Source organism: Bacteroides sp. (genome assembly GCF_052357945.1).
Taxonomy (GTDB): Bacteria; Bacteroidota; Bacteroidia; order Bacteroidales; family Bacteroidaceae; genus Bacteroides.
The window spans coordinates 1-18,263 of the sequence record NZ_DAWCXD010000101.1 but is presented as its reverse complement, the minus strand read 5'-3'; the positions used below and the strand labels follow the sequence as shown (position 1 = coordinate 18,263).

The window sequence follows — 18,263 nt, the reverse complement described above, 5'->3', positions numbered from 1 at the left end:
CAGAGAACTACTGCCGGATAAATGGAAGAAGTAACGGCATCGCGGAGACGCTTACTTCAAATAAATGTTGGTGACGTTTTTACCCTCACCTACCCTCACTCTTACCCTCATCACTGAAAGGACGATGAATAGAGGGATGCAGGGAAAGTGTGAGAGTAAATCATGTATAAAAAATAATTGGAGATTGAATTGAGGGATAGGTTTTCCCACTTTCTGCTTTATATCACTTTGTACGAGTATGAAGGCCAATGCTGTTTGATATAATCCACCTTGCTATTTTCTGTAACAATATAATCAATTTCAGCTAAAGAGGCGACGTGGTAGTTTCTTGCCGTGTCCAGTTTGGCGGCAGTGGCTAAGACCACTCGTTTGGCTCCTTGTTTTAGCATACTGCGTTTGATGATTGCTTCTTCACGGTCTGAAGTGGTTAGTCCTTTTTGTGGATGAATATCGCTTACCTCTATAATCACTCAATCCGGAAAGATGGATTGTATTATCTGGAAGACAGATATGCCGACGGTGACTTGTGAAGAAGTTTATGGTATCAAATGGATGTAGAATACCGCATTGGGTATGGAATATTTACTGGTTTTCTTTGAGAATAAAAGTTAAAAGGATAATTGCTAACTTCAAAAATTTAGTAAGATGAAAACAGAGTATCAGAAATGTATGGCCGGTGAGCCTTTCGACGGAAAAGACAAAGAATTGGCGGAGATGACGCTGAATACTAAACGTTTGCTTAGAGAGTTAAATGCTACGGACTTTGCCGATGTAGCCAGGAAAGAGGAAATTTTGCGGGAGATGTTCGGGCATTTGGGACAGAATGTTCATGTGGATATTGACTTCCGTTGTGAATATGGAAAAAATATATTTATAGGCGATAAAGTCATAATCAATATGAATTGCACCTTTGTCGATAACAATCGGATAGAAATAGGAAATAATGTGCTGATTGCCTCTAATGTTCAGATATATACAGCGACACATTCGACTAAAGTACATGAAAGAACTGCGTAGAATTGGGAAGAAGGAAAAGCGATTTGTAACACTTTTGCTCTTCCTGTGAGAATCGAAGACAATGTATGGATTGGCGGTGGTGCAATCCTGCTGGCAGGAGTTACGATTGGTGAGAATAGTGTGATTGGCGCTGGTAGTGTTGTCACTCGGTCTATTCCTAAGAATTGTGTGGCGGTCGGCAGTCCTTGCCGGGTGATAAAGTGTATTGAGAACGATTGATTGTATGGAGGAGTGGGAGGGGAGATTGTCTTTTCTATGTAAAAATAGCAATTTTCGGGTTGTTTATCAGTGATGCGTGTAGTAATTTTGCGGCATTGGAAATAAGAGTGCGAGTGTAAAAACGAAAATATTATTAGCTGTTATTTCAACTGTAAATATAATAAACGTATCTTTGGAAGTATGGAAGATAAAACGAATGTTATTAAAATACAGCGTTATCATTCTCCTTGTGGTGATTTGATACTTGGCTCGCTGGAGGATAAGCTTTGTCTTTGTGACTGGGCGGCTGAAAGTCATAGGGATATCGTAGACAGGAGATTGCGGAAAGTGTTGAAAGCTGGTTATGAGGAAAGTACATCAGATGTGATACAGGAGGCGATCAGGCAGTTGGATGAATATTTCAATGGCGAGCGGACTGTGTTTGAGGTGCCTTTGCTTTTTGTTGGTACGGAGTTTCAGAAGAGTGTATGGCATAAGCTGTTGGAGATTCCATATGGTTCGACTGTGTCATACGGTGAGTTGGCAAAACAACTCGATTTGCCGAAAGCTGTCCGTGCTGTTGCTGCCGCTAACGGGGCGAACGCTATTTCTATTTTTGCTCCGTGTCATCGTGTCATTGGTAGTAACCATACGCTTGTTGGGTATGGTGGCGGACTTCCTGCCAAAAAGCGGTTGCTGGATTTGGAATTAAATGGCAAACCTCTGTTATGAATGAGCAAAAGATGCTTGACTATGCACGCATTGCGCAGGCAATCGGGTATATAAGGGAGAATTTTAAAAGGCAACCGGGATTGGATGAGATTGCCGGGGAGGTGGCGTTGAGTACAGCGCATTTCCAACGTATGTTTACGGAGTGGGCGGGAGTTAGTCCTAAAAAGTTCCTGCAATATACCAGTATTGAATATGCCAAGAGAATCTTGAATGAAACTCATGCGTCTTTATTCGATGCGGCGCAGGAAACAGGGCTTTCCGGTACGGGCAGATTATATGACTTGTTTGTAAATATAGAAGGGATGACGCCGGGCGAATATAAAAACGGAGGTGAAAGTCTTTCTATCAATTACAGTTTTGCTGAAAGTCCTTTCGGTGAAATCTTCATTGCGTCTACCGATAAAGGAATTTGTTGTATGGAGTTTGCAGACGATCATGACGCGGCTTTTAACTCTTTACGGAAGAAGTTTCCTAATGCAAAGTTTACCTCGATTGTGGATGAAGTGCAGCAAAATGCTTTATTCATCTTCACGCAGGACTGGAGTAAACTCAAAGAAATAAAATTGCATCTGAAAGGTACCGACTTTCAACTAAAGGTTTGGGAAACCCTACTCAAAATTCCTGTCGGTGGCTTGACTACTTACGGAGATATAGCCGCAGGAATTAATAATCCGAAGGCTTGCCGGGCTGTTGGAACGGCTGTCGGTGAGAATCCCGTAGCTTTCCTTATTCCGTGTCATCGGGTCATTCGTGCTTCCGGTGAGTTGGGAAATTACCATTGGGGAGAGATTCGCAAGACTGCAATGATTGGTTGGGAGGCTGCAAAAGGTGAGGTATTTGCAATGCTCGGAAACGGAATTGGTTGAAAATTACAGTATGTTAGTCGATAAAAATATCTGCAAGAATTATATTATTGCAATACAATTTCTTACAGATATTTGTAAAATCCTCTTTTTAATATATCTACAGTTTTCAATAGATATAATTCTAATAAATTGATTTATTTCAGAGAACGGGTACCTGCTATGATATCATCAGGTACTTTGTCACAACGTACATATACTGAAATATCTTCCAGGTTGTCTTTAACAGTCCATTTCATAGAATTGTCCAACATTTCCGTAACTATGTATTTGTTAGCCCAATCACCTTTATCATAATCATATGTACCACTCAGAACAAAACCCTCTTCTTTTTCTTCTATTAAAAATGAACCGGTCAGTTTCTGTGAATACATACTATTGAAGTTGTGATACATCACATAAGTATGTTCCTTGCGGTCGAAGGTGATATAACAATAACGTCCGTCATTCATTTCCTCTCCATTCCATTTGTCCAAACACCATGTACCGTTGAGATTCTTATAGTTTACCTCCAACATTACGTCTTTTACATCGTCATCGTCATTGCACGCAGCAAATGTAACGAGTAGAATGGAACATAATAGCATTCTCAAAAATACTTTCATTACTTTTCTTTTTTTTATTTGTTTCTTTAATTGTTTCTATTCTCAAAATCCAGCTTCTATAGACACAGTAATCGTACGCTCGGAAGGAGTAGAGCTAATTCCTTCCAGAATAACCGGCAACCTTAAAGGATATTTTTGCCCTTCCGGAATCAGACGTTTATCTACCTTGATATATATATATGCTTCCGTTCCGGCAGGTATTATCTCCGGCTGCATCGAAACAGTAACGTATTCGGGAAGCAAAGTTTTTATGGCTGTCACCGTCAACGGCTTGTCTCCACTATTTACACAAGTAAGGCGTTCGACAGCAATACCCTTGGGACCAGCCTCTGTAAAACGAACAACTTTTCTTCTAAGCCTTAAGTTACCCATTTTATAAGGGAAATTTCTCCATCGGTCTTTTGAAGGAATGACCATACCTGTCAATACAAGCTCAGCCACTGGAACCGTAGAAGATTGGTCTGTATAGACAAAAGCCCGGGTATATAACTTGCCTGGATGTCCGTCAGGATTGTACGTGAGTACCACCTCACCTTCTTCGCCCGGATTCAACTCTTTCAGCGTGAATCTGGCGGCTGTACATCCACAAGTTGTAGAAACTTTAGCCAACTTCACAACTTGTTTACCGGAATTCAGGAAAACAAAACGGTAAGTAGAAGGAGGATCATCTTCAGATAATGTACCGACATTTATTTTCTGTCCGGAAATAAACTGCAATATTCTCTCCTGTGCACCAGAGTGATGTACAGGAAGAAATATATGCAGCAATGTGATTAATATAAAGTTTCTCATACCCGTCTTCTATTACAAAGCTAATTTACAGCCAACCATTACCACCGGCACTTTTACGTACAGTAATATGAAATTCCTGGGTGACGGAACTTCCGTTCAATATAGCAGTAGCTACCGCTTTTGTTGCTCCGACCTTCAAGCCCTTCACTGTATATTTACCGACAGCTGTTTCCGTAACAGTAGCAACGGTCTCGTCAACTACCTTGCAGGTAAAGTCGGTACACCCCGGTTTGAAATAGGAGACAAGACTTATTGAAGTCGTTTTATCTACTCCCAAATAAATATTGGGCACTTTCATATCGACACCGGAACCGTCAATGTTGTTTAACAATAAGGCTGCATCAATCATGCCACCTACCTGTCCCTTGTAGTCACTCAATGTTAGACGTGTAGGGTGATTGGTCCCGTTAACAGACCAATTTTCGTAATATAACTTGCTTTCATCAGAGTAATTTATCGGACGTGTCGATTTCAACAATAGTTCCCGGAAATCTTCTGCCCGGAAATGCTTTCCGATTTTCACAGCATAAGATAATCCCAAAGCTGCCACTCCCGATACATGTGGGCACGCCATAGAGGTCCCCTCATAATATCCGTAATTATCGCCCATATCATCCGTAGTAGAACCATTTTCGTCCGGAGTGTTTGTCCCTCTGCCAGGCATAGTAGAGAGAATTGAACCATATTCAGTACAATGATACCAGCTATCTCCTCCAGGAGCAGAAATATCTACTCCCGTACTATAATTGGAATAACAAGCCGGAGTCTCGTCAGCTGCTGTTGCAGCTACAGAAATGTAATCTTTATAGGCACCCGGATAAGAAGACATCGGAGCAAATTCATTGCCAGCAGCGAAAATTACAATTCCACCTTCAATCACTCCATTCGGAGAACCTGCATTGTTGACAAAGTAATCTAACGCTTCTTTCTCTAGTGGAGTGCTTGCAATCCATTCCTTATCGGAGGTAGGCCCCGGAGTATAATTCATCGCATTGGAACGACCGGAATTATATCCCCAGCTACATTGCAAGATTACCGCACCATTATCCGCTGCATATTTGATAGCTTGCGCTTCAGCAAAAAGAGTTACACCGTTATCTCCGGAAAATAACTGGCAAGACATTATCTTCACACCGGAGTTCTCCGTACCGTCACCACCTGCTATACCAGACACACCAATTCCGTTATTATTAACTGCGGCAATCGTACCGGCAACATGTGTACCGTGTCCGGTATCCGAAGCATCCGACCAAGAGATATATCCGTTTCCATTCACAAAGTTATAGCCATGTACGTCACCCGCATAACCATTACCGTCATTGTCTATCGGTGAAGTAACATCATCCTCTCCCGGATTTTTCCACATATTTGCTTTCAGGTCCTTATGCGTGTACATAACACCTTCATCCAAAACTGCTACAATAATGGAGGGATCACCGGTACACTTTTTCCATGCTTCTTCACAGTTTACGTCTGCACCTGGTGTTACTGTTCCTTCTTTAGCATCCTTTACAGTTCCATTATTCATATAGCTCCATTGCAAAGGAAGCCCCGGATCGTTGAACTGTTCAGTAGTTCTGCCGGTATGCATGGTAATTGCACGTTTTGTCTGTTCGTCAAGCATGACGGGACGTTTATTGGAGTCGTAAGCCCGTTTCACCGTGCGATTATACTCGATAGCAGAAATCTCTCCGATTTTAGAAAGATCCTGAGCCACTTTCTGTAAATCTGCATCCTTATCAAAACGGACAATATACCAAAGGTGAAGTCCGTTCTTGCGGGTACGCCCTTCGTGACGGGTATCCACAGGGAAAACACGCTCAAAATGATAAGCGCCTGCAATCTCCAGCACTTCATCTACGGTGGGAATGCTGGAACGGGTCATTACACTTCGTCCGGAACGAGTTTGTGCCTGATCCAGCAAGTCGGATACTTCCGGTTTGAACTTAATCAATAGTTCACCCTTGCACGCATCTGACGGAATGTTAGTAACGGGAGTAGTCGGTACGCTGGTTGTCACCATTTCCGTGTCCGTACAGGACACGAAAATGGCAGTAAGCAAAATCGCAATATTATAATATATCTTTTTCATTATTATTCAGTTCATTAATTCTCCCAAGTGGGTCGTTTGTTTGGATATAATTTATAAAAATCTTCAAAATCCTTCGGTACATTATCAAATCCCGGTAGATTGCCCTGCGTATCACTCGTTGCTGATTCATCCTGATTGAAGATAAAGGTGAATGAGTTCCAATCTGCCATTTGAGGATGATGAAGAATCCAGTCGGGGATACTTCCTGTCAAGTAATTCAAATTAATTGAGAATGCTTTTGTACTAAACATTACTTTAGGCGTACCTATCAGAATATCCGGCAATTCATCCTTCTTGTCTCCTGTATGTTTGGATTCTTCAATATCTTCTTTAGTATACACCTCAAAGCCCAATCCGGAAGAAAGTAATTCATCATCGGTCGGCAATTTACCCTCGATATAGTTATTGGAAAGTTGCAAAGTATCCAATCCCCACGCCAGTAATTCCATAAATCGCCGTTTATCCGCATAACTGTTCAAGTCCATATACAATCCATCTTTTCCTTTATCCAGCGTAGTTAAATCCGAAACAATATCTCTTCTTCGGTTAGAGCTTATTTTCAGCACTTTCAGATTCGGGAAAGTCTTTTGATTGATTCCGTCCGGAATTTTTGTGAAATTGTTGCTGGACAGACTCAGACTTTCCAGTTTATCACCCAGATTTTTCAGCTCACTTTCAGTTGGCAATGATATCAATCCGAAAGCATCAAGTCTTAAGTTCTTCAAATATTTCAACTGACAGATTTCATTGCCCAGTTCTATACTCTTCAAACCATTATTAGTATTACTGAAGAAACCGAGATCTTCTACATATTTCAGATTTACAATTTCTGCCGGGATTGATTCTTCTGTCTGGAACATTCTGAAGAACACAGCACGTACACGACCTTTCATTTCAGGATGATCCTTCACTTCCTGGTCTGTATTTTCCCACAATTGAACACCAGACCAGTATCTCATGTTCCGGCTGCCATCCCAAGGAGACATGGTATTTATACGCTCACTGATAATCAGTAATGCCAACGAATCTCCCGCACGGTCATCCGTAATCGTCGGAGCTGCTTTCTGAGTTACCGTCAAGACTGTTTCCTGAGGATTTCCGTCATTATCGGTGAACTTGAAGATAACTTTCGCAGCACGCTTCTTATCTATAACATTCACGTTCCAGTCAAAACGCAACTTAGCAGAAATAGGGCGCTGACCATAATCAAGATTCAAATCCTTTTCCTTATAAGTGGTAGACAGCCATTCTGATTTTCCGCCTATCTCTCCTGTCTCATTACCGGATGCATCCAGTATGGATTCTTTTATATCCACGATGAATCTTACATTCGTTACCACAGACAGTTCAAAGAAACGTTTATCTCTCAATGCAGAACTTTCAATCAGCGTGTCAACAGTGGCAGGATGTACTCCCAACTGATAGCCCATCTGAGTCAGTTTGATTGTTTTAGGCATCTCTCCGGCAGCCTCAACACGAATAGTAGCTGTTCTGGGCTCAGCCAATACTGAAGCGTCGGCCATAACTGTAAATTCACCGCTTCCAGCGCCATTCGCTGGTTTTATCTTCAACCAGGAAGCATTTGTATTCACATTCCAGGTATTGGCAGCGGTAATCGTCACATTTTCCATTCCGCCATCTTCCGGAAAAAACAATTCTTCCGCACTCAGGCTGAAAACAACTGCTTGATCGTCATCGTCATCTGTACAGGCAGTACCAAACCCGGCAAACAACATCAAGCCTAAAGTTAGTTTTAATATATATTTCTTCATAAAATTCTATTTTACTACAACCAAGCTTATTTATTCTCCAACTTTAATGCAGGACATCCGCGAATATTCTGCCATGCGTCGTAAATCAACGTATACATATTGGCAGTGATATAAGGACAAACAGCCGATACATTAATCACAATTTCCGGATTATCACTGATATCAAGTATATAAATTCGATATGATATTTCCTCTGTTTCAGGCACTTCACCGATATCGTTACCTCCCAAAAAGAGACGTTGCAGTACCGGACAAGTGGACACATTGGTGGGCCATTCTTTCATGCAACGATAACCGTCCTTATCGCGCTGGTGACGAACCGCAATAGAACGTAATGTCTGAATATACAACGGCTCGAACGGGAACTTATTGAAACGATTATAGCTTAAATCCATCTGTACCATATAATAGAAATTGGTAGAAAAGTCTTCCGGCAATTCAGTCAGACAATTGAAAGTCAAATCAAGCGTATTCAACATATTTGCTTTCGGGCCTTTTGAAGCTCCCTTAGGAAATTCCGATATCTGGTTACCCGCCAAGCCCAAAGAGCTTACTGGAGAACCGGCCTGAATAATAGCGCCTGGGAATTTGGTCAGCTTATTGTATGACAAGTCTATAGTAGCAGCGTTAATACCTTTATAACCATTACCATCATTCTCTATGCTTTCAATCTCATTGTATGAGAAGTTTACGGAATTCATGATATAGATAGAACTGGCATCAAAAATATCAGGCAGTACTTTCAACTTATTATGTGAGAAAGAGTATGTCTCGATATTGTTTATTCCACTGAAATTATCCGGAATCTCTTCTATTTCATTATAGTCCATCGTCAATTGCGTCAAGTCAATATCTTCACCCATAGGATAAAGAGTCTTAATCTTATTATGGACACAATCCAACTTAGACAACTTCTTCATTTGTGCAAATTCCTTTGGAATCTCCGTCAGATTGTTATTACCCAAGTATAAAATCTGAATGCTTTTACCGGCATCTGACATTGCCAAGCTCTTCAATCCCTGCAGCAAGTCTTCACTTGAAATCTGGGGATTCATAGCAAAGTTCAACGCTTCCAAATTCTTCAACGTATTCAGTTCCTCTGGAAATTTCGTCATTTTCTGACAGTTGTAGACTTCTACATCACGGCATTCTTCCAAATACTTTATAGATTTAGGCAATGATGAAATCTCGCCATTTGCAATGTAAAATTGACGCAACTTGGTCAAATTCTTAAAGATTTCATCTCCATTCTCAAATCCGGTAATACCATTGGTATAATCACCCTCCTGTACGTCCAGCGGCATTATGTCCGTTTCCTTGATTTTAGTCTTTTTCAGATCTTCAACTTTGAAATCCGAACGCAATGTTACAGAAAAGTTAGCATGCGGATCTTTCTTCAAGAATTTATTGTAATAGTCATTACGGGTTTCTTCAAGGTACGTAGTAGAAGCCTCTGCACCATATTTCATCTGAGGACTAATAGAACCGATCTTGTCATTGTGAGAACCAAGCGTAAGTACCGTCAGTTCGGTAAGTAGTCCGAGTTCTTTCGGTACGACACCTTTAGGATTGAAATCTCCGATGTTCAGTGCCGTAACACGGCCTTCACCATTCAAAGATACACCCGGCTGATTTCCCCACATATCTACCTGCTTGTTAAAGTCCCAATTAGTTCCTTTCGGATAACTTTCACCATTGAAAGACCAACTTTCTCCTCCCAAAGCTTCCCATATTGCTTTCAAGGCATAATAATCTTGAATATCAGCAGCCAACGGACGCATCTTCACAGGAACTTCAGCATCCGTCTCTTTACTTTCCTCAATAACGAAACGATTCTCTTTCAATTGTGAAGTTGACTCCAAGGGAACTTTATTCAGTTTATCATAAGTAGTGTATGATATAACTTCATATTCACCGGCTTCCAGAGTAACTAGTGTATCAATAACACCGACAGCCATTCCCGGACTTCCAGCTTCAGTTCCTTCATAACCTTCCTTGTATTTCACTTTCAGGTTTGTAAAAACACTATCTTGTTTTGTATAAAGGTTTCTGACTTTGATATCTACCTTTGCTATATCAGAGAAAAGATAACTCTTTTGCCCCTCACTTCCTCCGGCACGAGTGTTTTCAGAGAAATCAGAGAAGTCTTTCACTAATGTAAATTTTACCAGTCCACTATTGACAGCTTTTACATACACATCCTGCACTGTCAGTCCTCCGGTCAGCACTGTAAATGTGGTAGGTTCTGCCGGTTCTCCGGAGAATATTTTTTCTTCTACCTTATTAAACAGATAATAACCGATCAGTGTGTATTCTCCCGGAAGTAATTCCAGCTTATCACTACGTAACCCATATTCGGCTGCCTGGTCATTATAAGCATTCAGAGGAACATTCTGAGTAATCGTCGTATTATTATGTGAAAGCACAACTTGCATTTTCTTAGCATCATTTAAAAAATCCAATCTCTCTACAGTTGTGCGGGTTACAGACGCGTCCTCACTTTCAATACTCTTATAGAGTTTGAACTGCACATAACCATTGCCTGCCTGTATTTCCTCTTTATCGTCAGAGCATCCGGTTATTGCCACGGTACAGAACAGGGCAATAACTGTAGCTATGTTCAGTTTTGAAAATAATGATTTAAGATTCATAATTTGAAATATCTTTGTTTTTTAATAGAACGATTAATAAAAGGAAATAAATAGAACACCGGTTGTTAACCAGTTTTCATCTCTTATTGCAATATACATATCTTCACTTTCAATATTGACGGATGCAGGTATACCTAAATAAAAAGTATTACCTTCCTGTTCCAAAGTAACATCCTTCCAAAGATAATTTGAAACAGAACCAACTGTCAGCCCTTTTGGAGTGATAATAAACATTGTTTCTTTATCTGGCTTCGGCAAAGTTAACTTCCAGGCATTCGTAGTTCCAAAATCATTTCCTAACTCTGGTACTTCCACCAATCCATCAGTTACAGGTGCACCATCACCAGTCATAATATCAAATCCGCCAGCTTTCTCTCCTTCTTGCGAAAGTCTCATCAATATGTATTTATTATATTTCTCTTTTATTTCAGCATAATCGTCGTCATATGGATGCTCTAATAAGTTCTCTTCACCGTTTAAAGTTTTATATACTACATCAGGAATAGCAAGTATATAACCTTCTCTTTTCATACCGGAGTTCCGGCTTACTGATACAGAAACATTACAAATATCATTAATATCCGTATAAATCCAAGTAGACCATTCATCTAATAAAGTATATCCATATTCTTGCTCATAAGAAAAACATACCAAATGATACTTTCCAGGAGTGATAACCTGCAACTCCACAAAATTCTTATCTACAACTTCCGGTCCATCCCCTTCTGGTGTATCAGATGCAATCCAATATTGTCTAGCATCTTGTGAAAAAGTCCATTTAGTGAAAGGTTCAATCGGGAACTGAACAGCATCCTCCGGCATTCCTTCATAAACCACAGGAATGTCCACAGAGTATTCTTTACCATCCTTATTCACAAAAACAATTCTATTATTAGTATCTTCTTTTGTAAACGGATATCTTATATCTGCTTCTTCGTTAAAATCAAAAGTAACAGTTGTTATTTTCCCAGCCTTTCCTACCATATATTGCTCATCTATAGAAACCCATTCGGGATATTTTTGTATTTCCCAATCAAAGTTTGCTACAATCTTGACATCCTTCAGACTCATTCCAACAATTGCATACTTAAACTCTGCAGGATTTTCTTCTCCAAATGGATGTTCAATATCTTGATATATCTTTAAATCACGTTCATTGGCTGAACGGTTCACTATAGCGATAGCCTTTGTCTGCCCCCCCATGGATAAAGTCAGTTCAGCCAAAGCATCGTTAAAATCCCAAACGTCATCCGTAGCAACTACTTTCACTGTCTGCTCACCAACTCCACCAGCCAACGAATTAACTAATTCACCATCTACTGAGAATTTACACCACAATTTTGAAGAAGCAAGAGTCCAAGGCTGATTGGCCGTAAACACCAATTCGGCTGGTTCACTTTCTCCCGGTTGACAATTAAGTACTACCGATTCCGGGAATACCGGCGCTTCCTGCTTCTCATCATCTGAGCAAGCAGTAAAGACAACAGTACCCAGTATCATTGAAAATACTCCCAAGAGCCGTTTTATATTTTTCATACTCATTTGAATTTCCATTTATTTAATTATTCCCATACTTATTCCGGCTTTGCTCCGGCTTCAGCATCACTGATCCATTCAAGAATAGTCAAGTACGTATTTTCTGTCTGCACCTGGTCTCCGTCTTGCGCATACAACATAAAATATAGCATAACATAATGCTGGCATACATTATAATAAGAAACCAAGTTCACAGGTTGTTGTACTCGCAGATTACCATCACCAATCGGTCCGCCAAAAACTTCTGCCGTACTGGCTATCACTTGACCGTCTTCCATCTCAATCTGCGGTTGAAGCGGATCCTTGGTATTAAAATGAAGCTTGATGTCATACCCTTTATAGAAAAAGTCCTTCAATATGACCGTGTTCTCCTCCTCCGGATCAGGTTCAGTCATTATTATACGCTCTTCCACACCCGGCATATGAGCTTCATAATAAGTAGAAGTCACCCGGCAATAGCGAGTGAAAGTATTCAGATCAAACGGACATACTTTACGTAATACTATGCGTGCTTTATCACCATATACATTCCATGTCTGTTCCTTATTAATCAAACGTAAAGTGACACCTATGGAATCCGTATCAGTAATCCTGTCATAATTACCACGGATACGTAATGCAGCAGCATACTCCCCAGCTTTAATAGTTACTGAATTAGATTCAATGGAATAATGTTTCCCTTCAATTGCATTACTCTCCTTGTCTACTATTTCAATTCCATATGTCCGATCATAATCACAAGCCTGAGTAGCTGCGATATATACATCGTGATAATCATCATTCTGAATTGCTATAGTTGATAATGTGTCGGAGAACATGACATAATCCGGACCGCTGTATGTGACATGATCCTCATCACATCCTACCAAGCTACATCCCATAGCCGTAGCCACACATAATCCTATTAAATATTGTTTCATTGTCATATATTCTGTTTAGTTACTTATTTATTGCTCTCATTCGGCTCAATTTGTGATCCCGGTAAGTCCAGTTCGTGTTGAGGAATAGGCCAGACAAATAAAGGATTGGACACATCTACCTTCAGACTGCTTCCCACAGAAACTGTGTTTGCCTGCGGTTTACGAGTAAATCCATTTACAAGTCCTTGCTGTCCCCACCGTTTTAGGTCATTCAAGCGGAAGCCCTCCATATACAATTCTCTTACACGTTCCTCTGATATCTCCTTAAACCAATTTTCACTGTTCAAAGAAGCAGAGCCATAATTTAAATAACGTGCCTGGCGTAAAGTAGTAAGGTCACTTGCTCCCTTTCCATATTCTGGATTTGACTTCTGACAATATGCTTCCGCACGAATCAGGTACTGCTCGGAAAGACGGAATACTTTCGGCATAGTAACATGCAAGATGCGTTGTTCGTAGAATTCCTGATTTCCGAAATATTTAGCCAACAAAGGCCATTGTAATCCATGTTCGTATCCTGTCCTATAACTCTGAAAAAAAGTAGCAGCACGTCTATCTGTATCTGCATACAAGTTCAGCACCCATGCTGCCGGAACATAATCCGGTTTAAATGAGTTGAAATCATAGTTAAAGAAGATTGTTCCCAGACTTCCACCATATGAGGTAGTGGTAAAGCCTACTTTCCAGATAATTTCCGTAGAATGGTCATATTGCCACATATATTGATAATAAGAGGTCTCGGAATCAATCATTTCGGTTGTACTGGACAATTTGAACTTACCACTCTCAATCACTTCCGAAGCATATTCTATAGCCTTATCCCATTCGCGCATATTCAGATATACACGTGCATAAAGGGCATTTACTGTATAAATATTGAAATAGGTCGTATCATAGAATGATTCACTTTCTTCATCTTCGTCCAATTCAAGACAAATTGCAGCCTGAGCTAAATCATCCAGCACAAACTGATAAGAATCTTTCAATGAAGCACGCTTTAATTCTCCCGCATTCGAATAGCTGGATACCAGCACTACTCCCAGTTCGCTATCAGCTGTTGCAGGATCATAAGCTTTGCAATACATCTTGATGAGGTCCGAATATGCCAATGCACGGGCAAATAGGGCTTCTCCTTTATACTGTTGCAACTTTTCATAATCATCATCAACAACTTCTTTCTCCAGTACGGCAATCTTCTCTAACAGGAAGTTACATTTACCAACTAGTGCATATAAAGTTCCATAAACAGCCTCCACTTCTGTATTGGTAGGCAGAATATTCCAACGCCAAATATCACCATATGTATTTGTATATCCTTCTACCGCATAAGCCAAATCGGCCTGCAAGTCGGGTAACAATGTCAATAAGCCGCTATAAAGATTTGGGCTCTTCATATAGGCATAAATTCCAATTACAGCCTGATTGGCTTCTTCTACAGTTTTGATTGCATCTCCCTCCAAGATAGCGTTTTCGGGGTATTTATCCAGGCAAGACACCGAAAAAAGGGCAACGGCAACCAAAGTGATATATATTTTTATCTTTCTTATCATTGTTGTTATATTTTTTAGAATGTAATGTCTAATCCGAAACTAAACTGACGTGACATCGGATATGCTGCCTGATACATATTAGCATTCGTTTCCGGGTCCAGGCCTGTGAACTTGGTAAAAGTCAGCAGATTCTGTGCCTGTCCATAAAGGCGGGCTGAACTGATAAATTTAGTTTTCTTCAACCAAGTCTGAGGGAACGAATAGGATAGCATCAGATTTTTCAGACGCAGAAATGAAGCATCCTCCAAGAAACGAGTATCATGCTGTGCATATACACCGTGACGCGGAATATCCGTCACGTCTCCCGGTTTCTTCCAGCGATCATAAAGCAGTCTCTTTGATTGATTGTACATTGAAAATTGTCCATTACTTTCTTCCATATAGCGGTCGTTGTTATAGATCCAGCGATCCGCCATCCAACTAAACTGTGTGTTCAATGACCAACCTTTCCAAGCAAGTGTTGTTCCAAAGCCTCCTTGCCATGGAGCTATGAAACTCTTACCTGTCATAACTTTGTCCGATTCTCGGAGTTCTGTAGTTACTTCACCATCTTTCGTATACCACAAAGCATCACCATTGGCAGGATTAACACCTGCATAACGATTCATATAAAACTCACTAACAGAATGTCCTACAGTCAGTTTGCTTGCAGTAGTTCCTACAACGTATTCATCTGCCCCGTTATATAGTTCTTTCAGTTCATTCTTATTATATGACACGTTCGCATTCACATTCCAGCTAAAATCCTTTATTCTGATTATATCAGCATTCAATGATAATTCAACACCACGGTTGACCATTACTCCAACATTGTCCCAACGAGAAGAATATCCTCCATCAGCATAAGAAACCGGAACCTCCATCAGCATATTGGATGTACGCTTATTATAAAATTCAAAATCAAAGTTGATACGAGAAAAAAGTCCTAAATGCAAACCAATATTAGTTGTCCACAACTGTTCCCAACCTAACTTTTCGTTTCCTCTTTGTGAAGCAGCAATACCTGCTTCTCCCATATAATCAAGTCCACCAGACACCAGCGCCAAATGATCATAATTAGGAATTGTAGAGTTACCGGAAGTACCAGTACTGAATGTTATCTGCGCATTCGTCAACCAGTCATACTTTTGCATAAATTTCTCTTTGCGCAAATTCCACATTAAACCTACAGACCAGAAAGTCGCCCAACGACCGTCTACACCAAAACGAGAAGAGCCATCTGTACGAACTGAAAAATCTGCATAGTAACGGTCGTCATAATTATATTCACCTCTTCCAAAAAAAGAAACATATGCATAAGAGGCAGTAACATCACTCCAACTAGTGGCACGTGTACCAGAAGTTACATTGGTTAGGAAATCATTATTCTGTCCCCTGGTAGTTACGGTAAAGCCTTCCTGACGAAAATCAACGCCTTCCTGCCCGATCATTACATTAAAAGAATGAATATCTTTCAACATGAAGCGATAATTAGCCGTATTAGTAATAGTCAGATTCAACATATCCGTAGAACTTCTACCGGCGCTCCCTTGCAAATTATTAGGCTTGTAGCTCGGAAACGATTGCATAAATGCAGACTGATGAGAGAAATCCACACCAAATTGGGAACGAATGGTTAGTCCACCCAGTAATGTAGCCTCTGCAAAAAGGGTAGACATCACTTTGTACTTCTTATATTTTACAGGATTATTTGCCATCCATTCCAGTGGATTTTCTCCTGTTCCAGCCCAACTTCCATCATTAATAGAAGCCAACGAGCCGTCTTCACGGTAAGGATTCCAATAAGGTAACATAAAACGTGCAGCCGGAATAGGAGCATTCAGTGCATATCCATTCCCTGCTTCCGCCTGCTCTGTTTCATCGTAAGCAAACATTGAGTTAGTTCCTAGTTTCAACCATTTGGTAGCTCTGTTTTCTACGTTTGCCCGCATATTATAGCGACGGAATGTAGATCCCGTTGTAATACCATCTTGATCAAAGAAACTTCCGGAAACAAAATAATTAGTTTTGTCTGTAGCACCATTCACAGACAGTTCATAATTCTGCAAAGGAGCATTACTATTAAAGACTTCATCCAGCCAGTTTACATTTGTCCGGCTCAATACAGCATAATCTTTTCCGGCGTCCAGCCCTATTTCCTTTTCATATTGAATACGTTCATCCGTATTCATCATATTCCACTTCGAACGAGTCAACTGAGAAAATCCATATTGTGCACGAAAAGTTACTTTTGCTCCGTCAGTAGAACGTCCGCGCTTGGTAGTTATCACTACAACACCATTAGCAGCACGAGCTCCATATATAGAAGTAGAAGATGCATCCTTCAGCACGGAAATTGATTCAATATCACTTGGACTGATCGTGTTAAAATCAGAGCTCGAAATAGGTACTCCGTCCAATATAAACAATGGTGAAGTTCCTGAATTTATAGAGTTTGTTCCTCGAATCTGGAAAGTAGCAGCTGCACTAGGTTCACCCGAACCGGAAACTACCATAAGTCCCGGTGTCTGCCCCTGCAATGCCTGATCGAAACCAGCAGCCGGCACATTTTCCAATTTTTCTGATTTTACAGTCGATACCGAACCTGCTATTGTACCTTTTTTACGTACACCATAAGCTACAACAACAACCTCATCTACCATCTCGGTGTTATCAAACAAGGTCACATTTAAAACATCTGTTTGAGCGGTGACTTTAAACTCTTGCGACTGCATTCCAATGTATGAAAATCTTAACATTGCATCAGCGCCTTGAATTCTTACCAAGTAGTTACCATCGATATCGGTAACTACCCCATTGGTAGTCCCTTTTTGCAATACCGAAACGCCAATCAATGGCATACCATCTGTTTTGGAGACAACTCTGCCCTTAATGACAAATGATTGTGCCATAATTAATTGTACGCTTAAGATTGCTAAAAAGACTACTCCAAGAAATAATCTTTTCATCTTACAATTATATAAATTAAATAAATATAGGTTTCTTTGTTGCTATTGGGAGGCAGTCAAATGAAAATTCAAAACGAATCTCTTGATTTAATGTTTTTAAATATTGCATTTGATTTACAAGTCAAAACGAAAGAAAGGAAAGTATTCATTTGTTAAAATATATATTAATTCGATCGCAAAAATACTATAAAACAGGACAAAATAGTAAAAAAGTTATTTTTTTAACATCAAGAAAGAAATGTAAAAAATAATAGTTGTTGTCTTTATGTAATTACTTCTTATGTATGTTTATATGTATATGTTTATGAAACGTTTCATAATTGTGCGATTATATATATTTTGATATCTTTTTGTTTTATTGTTAAATAGTGTTATTTGTTGGGTTGACTATGCATATTATCATTTACGTTTTATGTAATCTACAAGTGAAACATTTTCTTACACTTATGATGACCTTACAGCTGAAGGAACGAAACTTACTCCTGAGTTCGTTGCTTTTTTAAAAGAAGAAGATTGAACTACTGTTGTTAGTATAACGTGAGTTCGATATAAGGGTTAGAATTATTTATTTGAAAATTAGTAACATA

General features: G+C 39.9%; 12 protein-coding genes and 1 pseudogene. 3 read left to right on the top strand and 10 right to left on the bottom strand.

The window, feature by feature from the left end; genetic code table 11:
- Window positions 1-218 precede the first annotated feature (218 nt).
- Window positions 219-470 carry a hypothetical protein gene (locus ACT8YW_RS16325; RefSeq protein ID WP_444106173.1) on the bottom strand — a complete coding sequence of 84 codons (252 nt, stop codon included), beginning with the start codon at window positions 468-470 and terminating at the stop codon, window positions 219-221.
- Window positions 471-645: 175 nt separating this feature from the next.
- Between ACT8YW_RS16325 and ACT8YW_RS16320 the strand changes: the two are divergent.
- The 3 genes and pseudogenes from ACT8YW_RS16320 (at window position 646) to ACT8YW_RS16310 (ending at window position 2,813) form a co-directional block, all read left to right on the top strand.
- Window positions 646-1,236: pseudogene (locus tag ACT8YW_RS16320) on the top strand (sugar O-acetyltransferase).
- 180 nt (window positions 1,237-1,416) lie between these two features.
- Window positions 1,417-1,947, top strand: coding sequence for a methylated-DNA--[protein]-cysteine S-methyltransferase (locus ACT8YW_RS16315; protein WP_444106171.1), 531 nt, complete (start codon window positions 1,417-1,419; stop codon window positions 1,945-1,947).
- Window positions 1,944-2,813 carry a bifunctional helix-turn-helix domain-containing protein/methylated-DNA--[protein]-cysteine S-methyltransferase gene (locus tag ACT8YW_RS16310; protein WP_444106169.1) on the top strand — a complete coding sequence of 290 codons (870 nt, stop codon included), beginning with the start codon at window positions 1,944-1,946 and terminating at the stop codon, window positions 2,811-2,813. The genes ACT8YW_RS16315 and ACT8YW_RS16310 overlap by 4 nt, the downstream gene beginning before the upstream one ends.
- 134 nt (window positions 2,814-2,947) lie before the next feature.
- Here the strand turns inward: ACT8YW_RS16310 and ACT8YW_RS16305 are convergent, their stop codons facing one another.
- The 9 genes from ACT8YW_RS16305 to ACT8YW_RS16265 are packed head-to-tail and all read right to left on the bottom strand — an operon-like array spanning window position 2,948 to window position 17,676.
- Entirely contained in the window at window positions 2,948-3,415 is a 468-nt protein-coding gene (locus tag ACT8YW_RS16305; protein WP_444106167.1) for a lipocalin family protein, read from the bottom strand.
- A gap of 42 nt (window positions 3,416-3,457) precedes the next feature.
- On the bottom strand, window positions 3,458-4,207 hold the full coding sequence (locus ACT8YW_RS16300; RefSeq protein WP_444106165.1) for a DUF1573 domain-containing protein: 750 nt from the start codon (window positions 4,205-4,207) through the stop codon (window positions 3,458-3,460).
- Between the two features lie 25 nt (window positions 4,208-4,232).
- Window positions 4,233-6,299, bottom strand: coding sequence for a S8 family peptidase (locus ACT8YW_RS16295; RefSeq protein ID WP_444106163.1), 2,067 nt, complete (start codon window positions 6,297-6,299; stop codon window positions 4,233-4,235).
- A 14-nt stretch (window positions 6,300-6,313) separates the two neighbouring features.
- Window positions 6,314-8,071, bottom strand: coding sequence for a BACON domain-containing protein (locus ACT8YW_RS16290; protein ID WP_444106162.1), 1,758 nt, complete (start codon window positions 8,069-8,071; stop codon window positions 6,314-6,316).
- A 26-nt stretch (window positions 8,072-8,097) separates the two neighbouring features.
- Window positions 8,098-10,722, bottom strand: a complete 2,625-nt coding sequence (locus ACT8YW_RS16285; RefSeq protein WP_444106160.1) for a DUF4458 domain-containing protein — start codon at window positions 10,720-10,722, stop codon at window positions 8,098-8,100.
- A 33-nt stretch (window positions 10,723-10,755) separates the two neighbouring features.
- Window positions 10,756-12,264: a DUF5003 domain-containing protein gene (locus ACT8YW_RS16280; protein ID WP_444106158.1), complete on the bottom strand. Its 1,509-nt coding sequence runs from the start codon at window positions 12,262-12,264 to the stop codon at window positions 10,756-10,758.
- 32 nt (window positions 12,265-12,296) lie between these two features.
- Window positions 12,297-13,178, bottom strand: coding sequence for a DUF4984 domain-containing protein (locus ACT8YW_RS16275; protein ID WP_444106156.1), 882 nt, complete (start codon window positions 13,176-13,178; stop codon window positions 12,297-12,299).
- A 23-nt stretch (window positions 13,179-13,201) separates the two neighbouring features.
- On the bottom strand, window positions 13,202-14,728 hold the full coding sequence (locus ACT8YW_RS16270) for a RagB/SusD family nutrient uptake outer membrane protein (protein ID WP_444106154.1): 1,527 nt from the start codon (window positions 14,726-14,728) through the stop codon (window positions 13,202-13,204).
- A gap of 14 nt (window positions 14,729-14,742) precedes the next feature.
- The gene (locus ACT8YW_RS16265; RefSeq protein WP_444106152.1) at window positions 14,743-17,676 is read right to left on the bottom strand and encodes a SusC/RagA family TonB-linked outer membrane protein; all 2,934 of its coding nucleotides are present in this window, start codon (window positions 17,674-17,676) and stop codon (window positions 14,743-14,745) included.
- Window positions 17,677-18,263 lie beyond the last annotated feature (587 nt).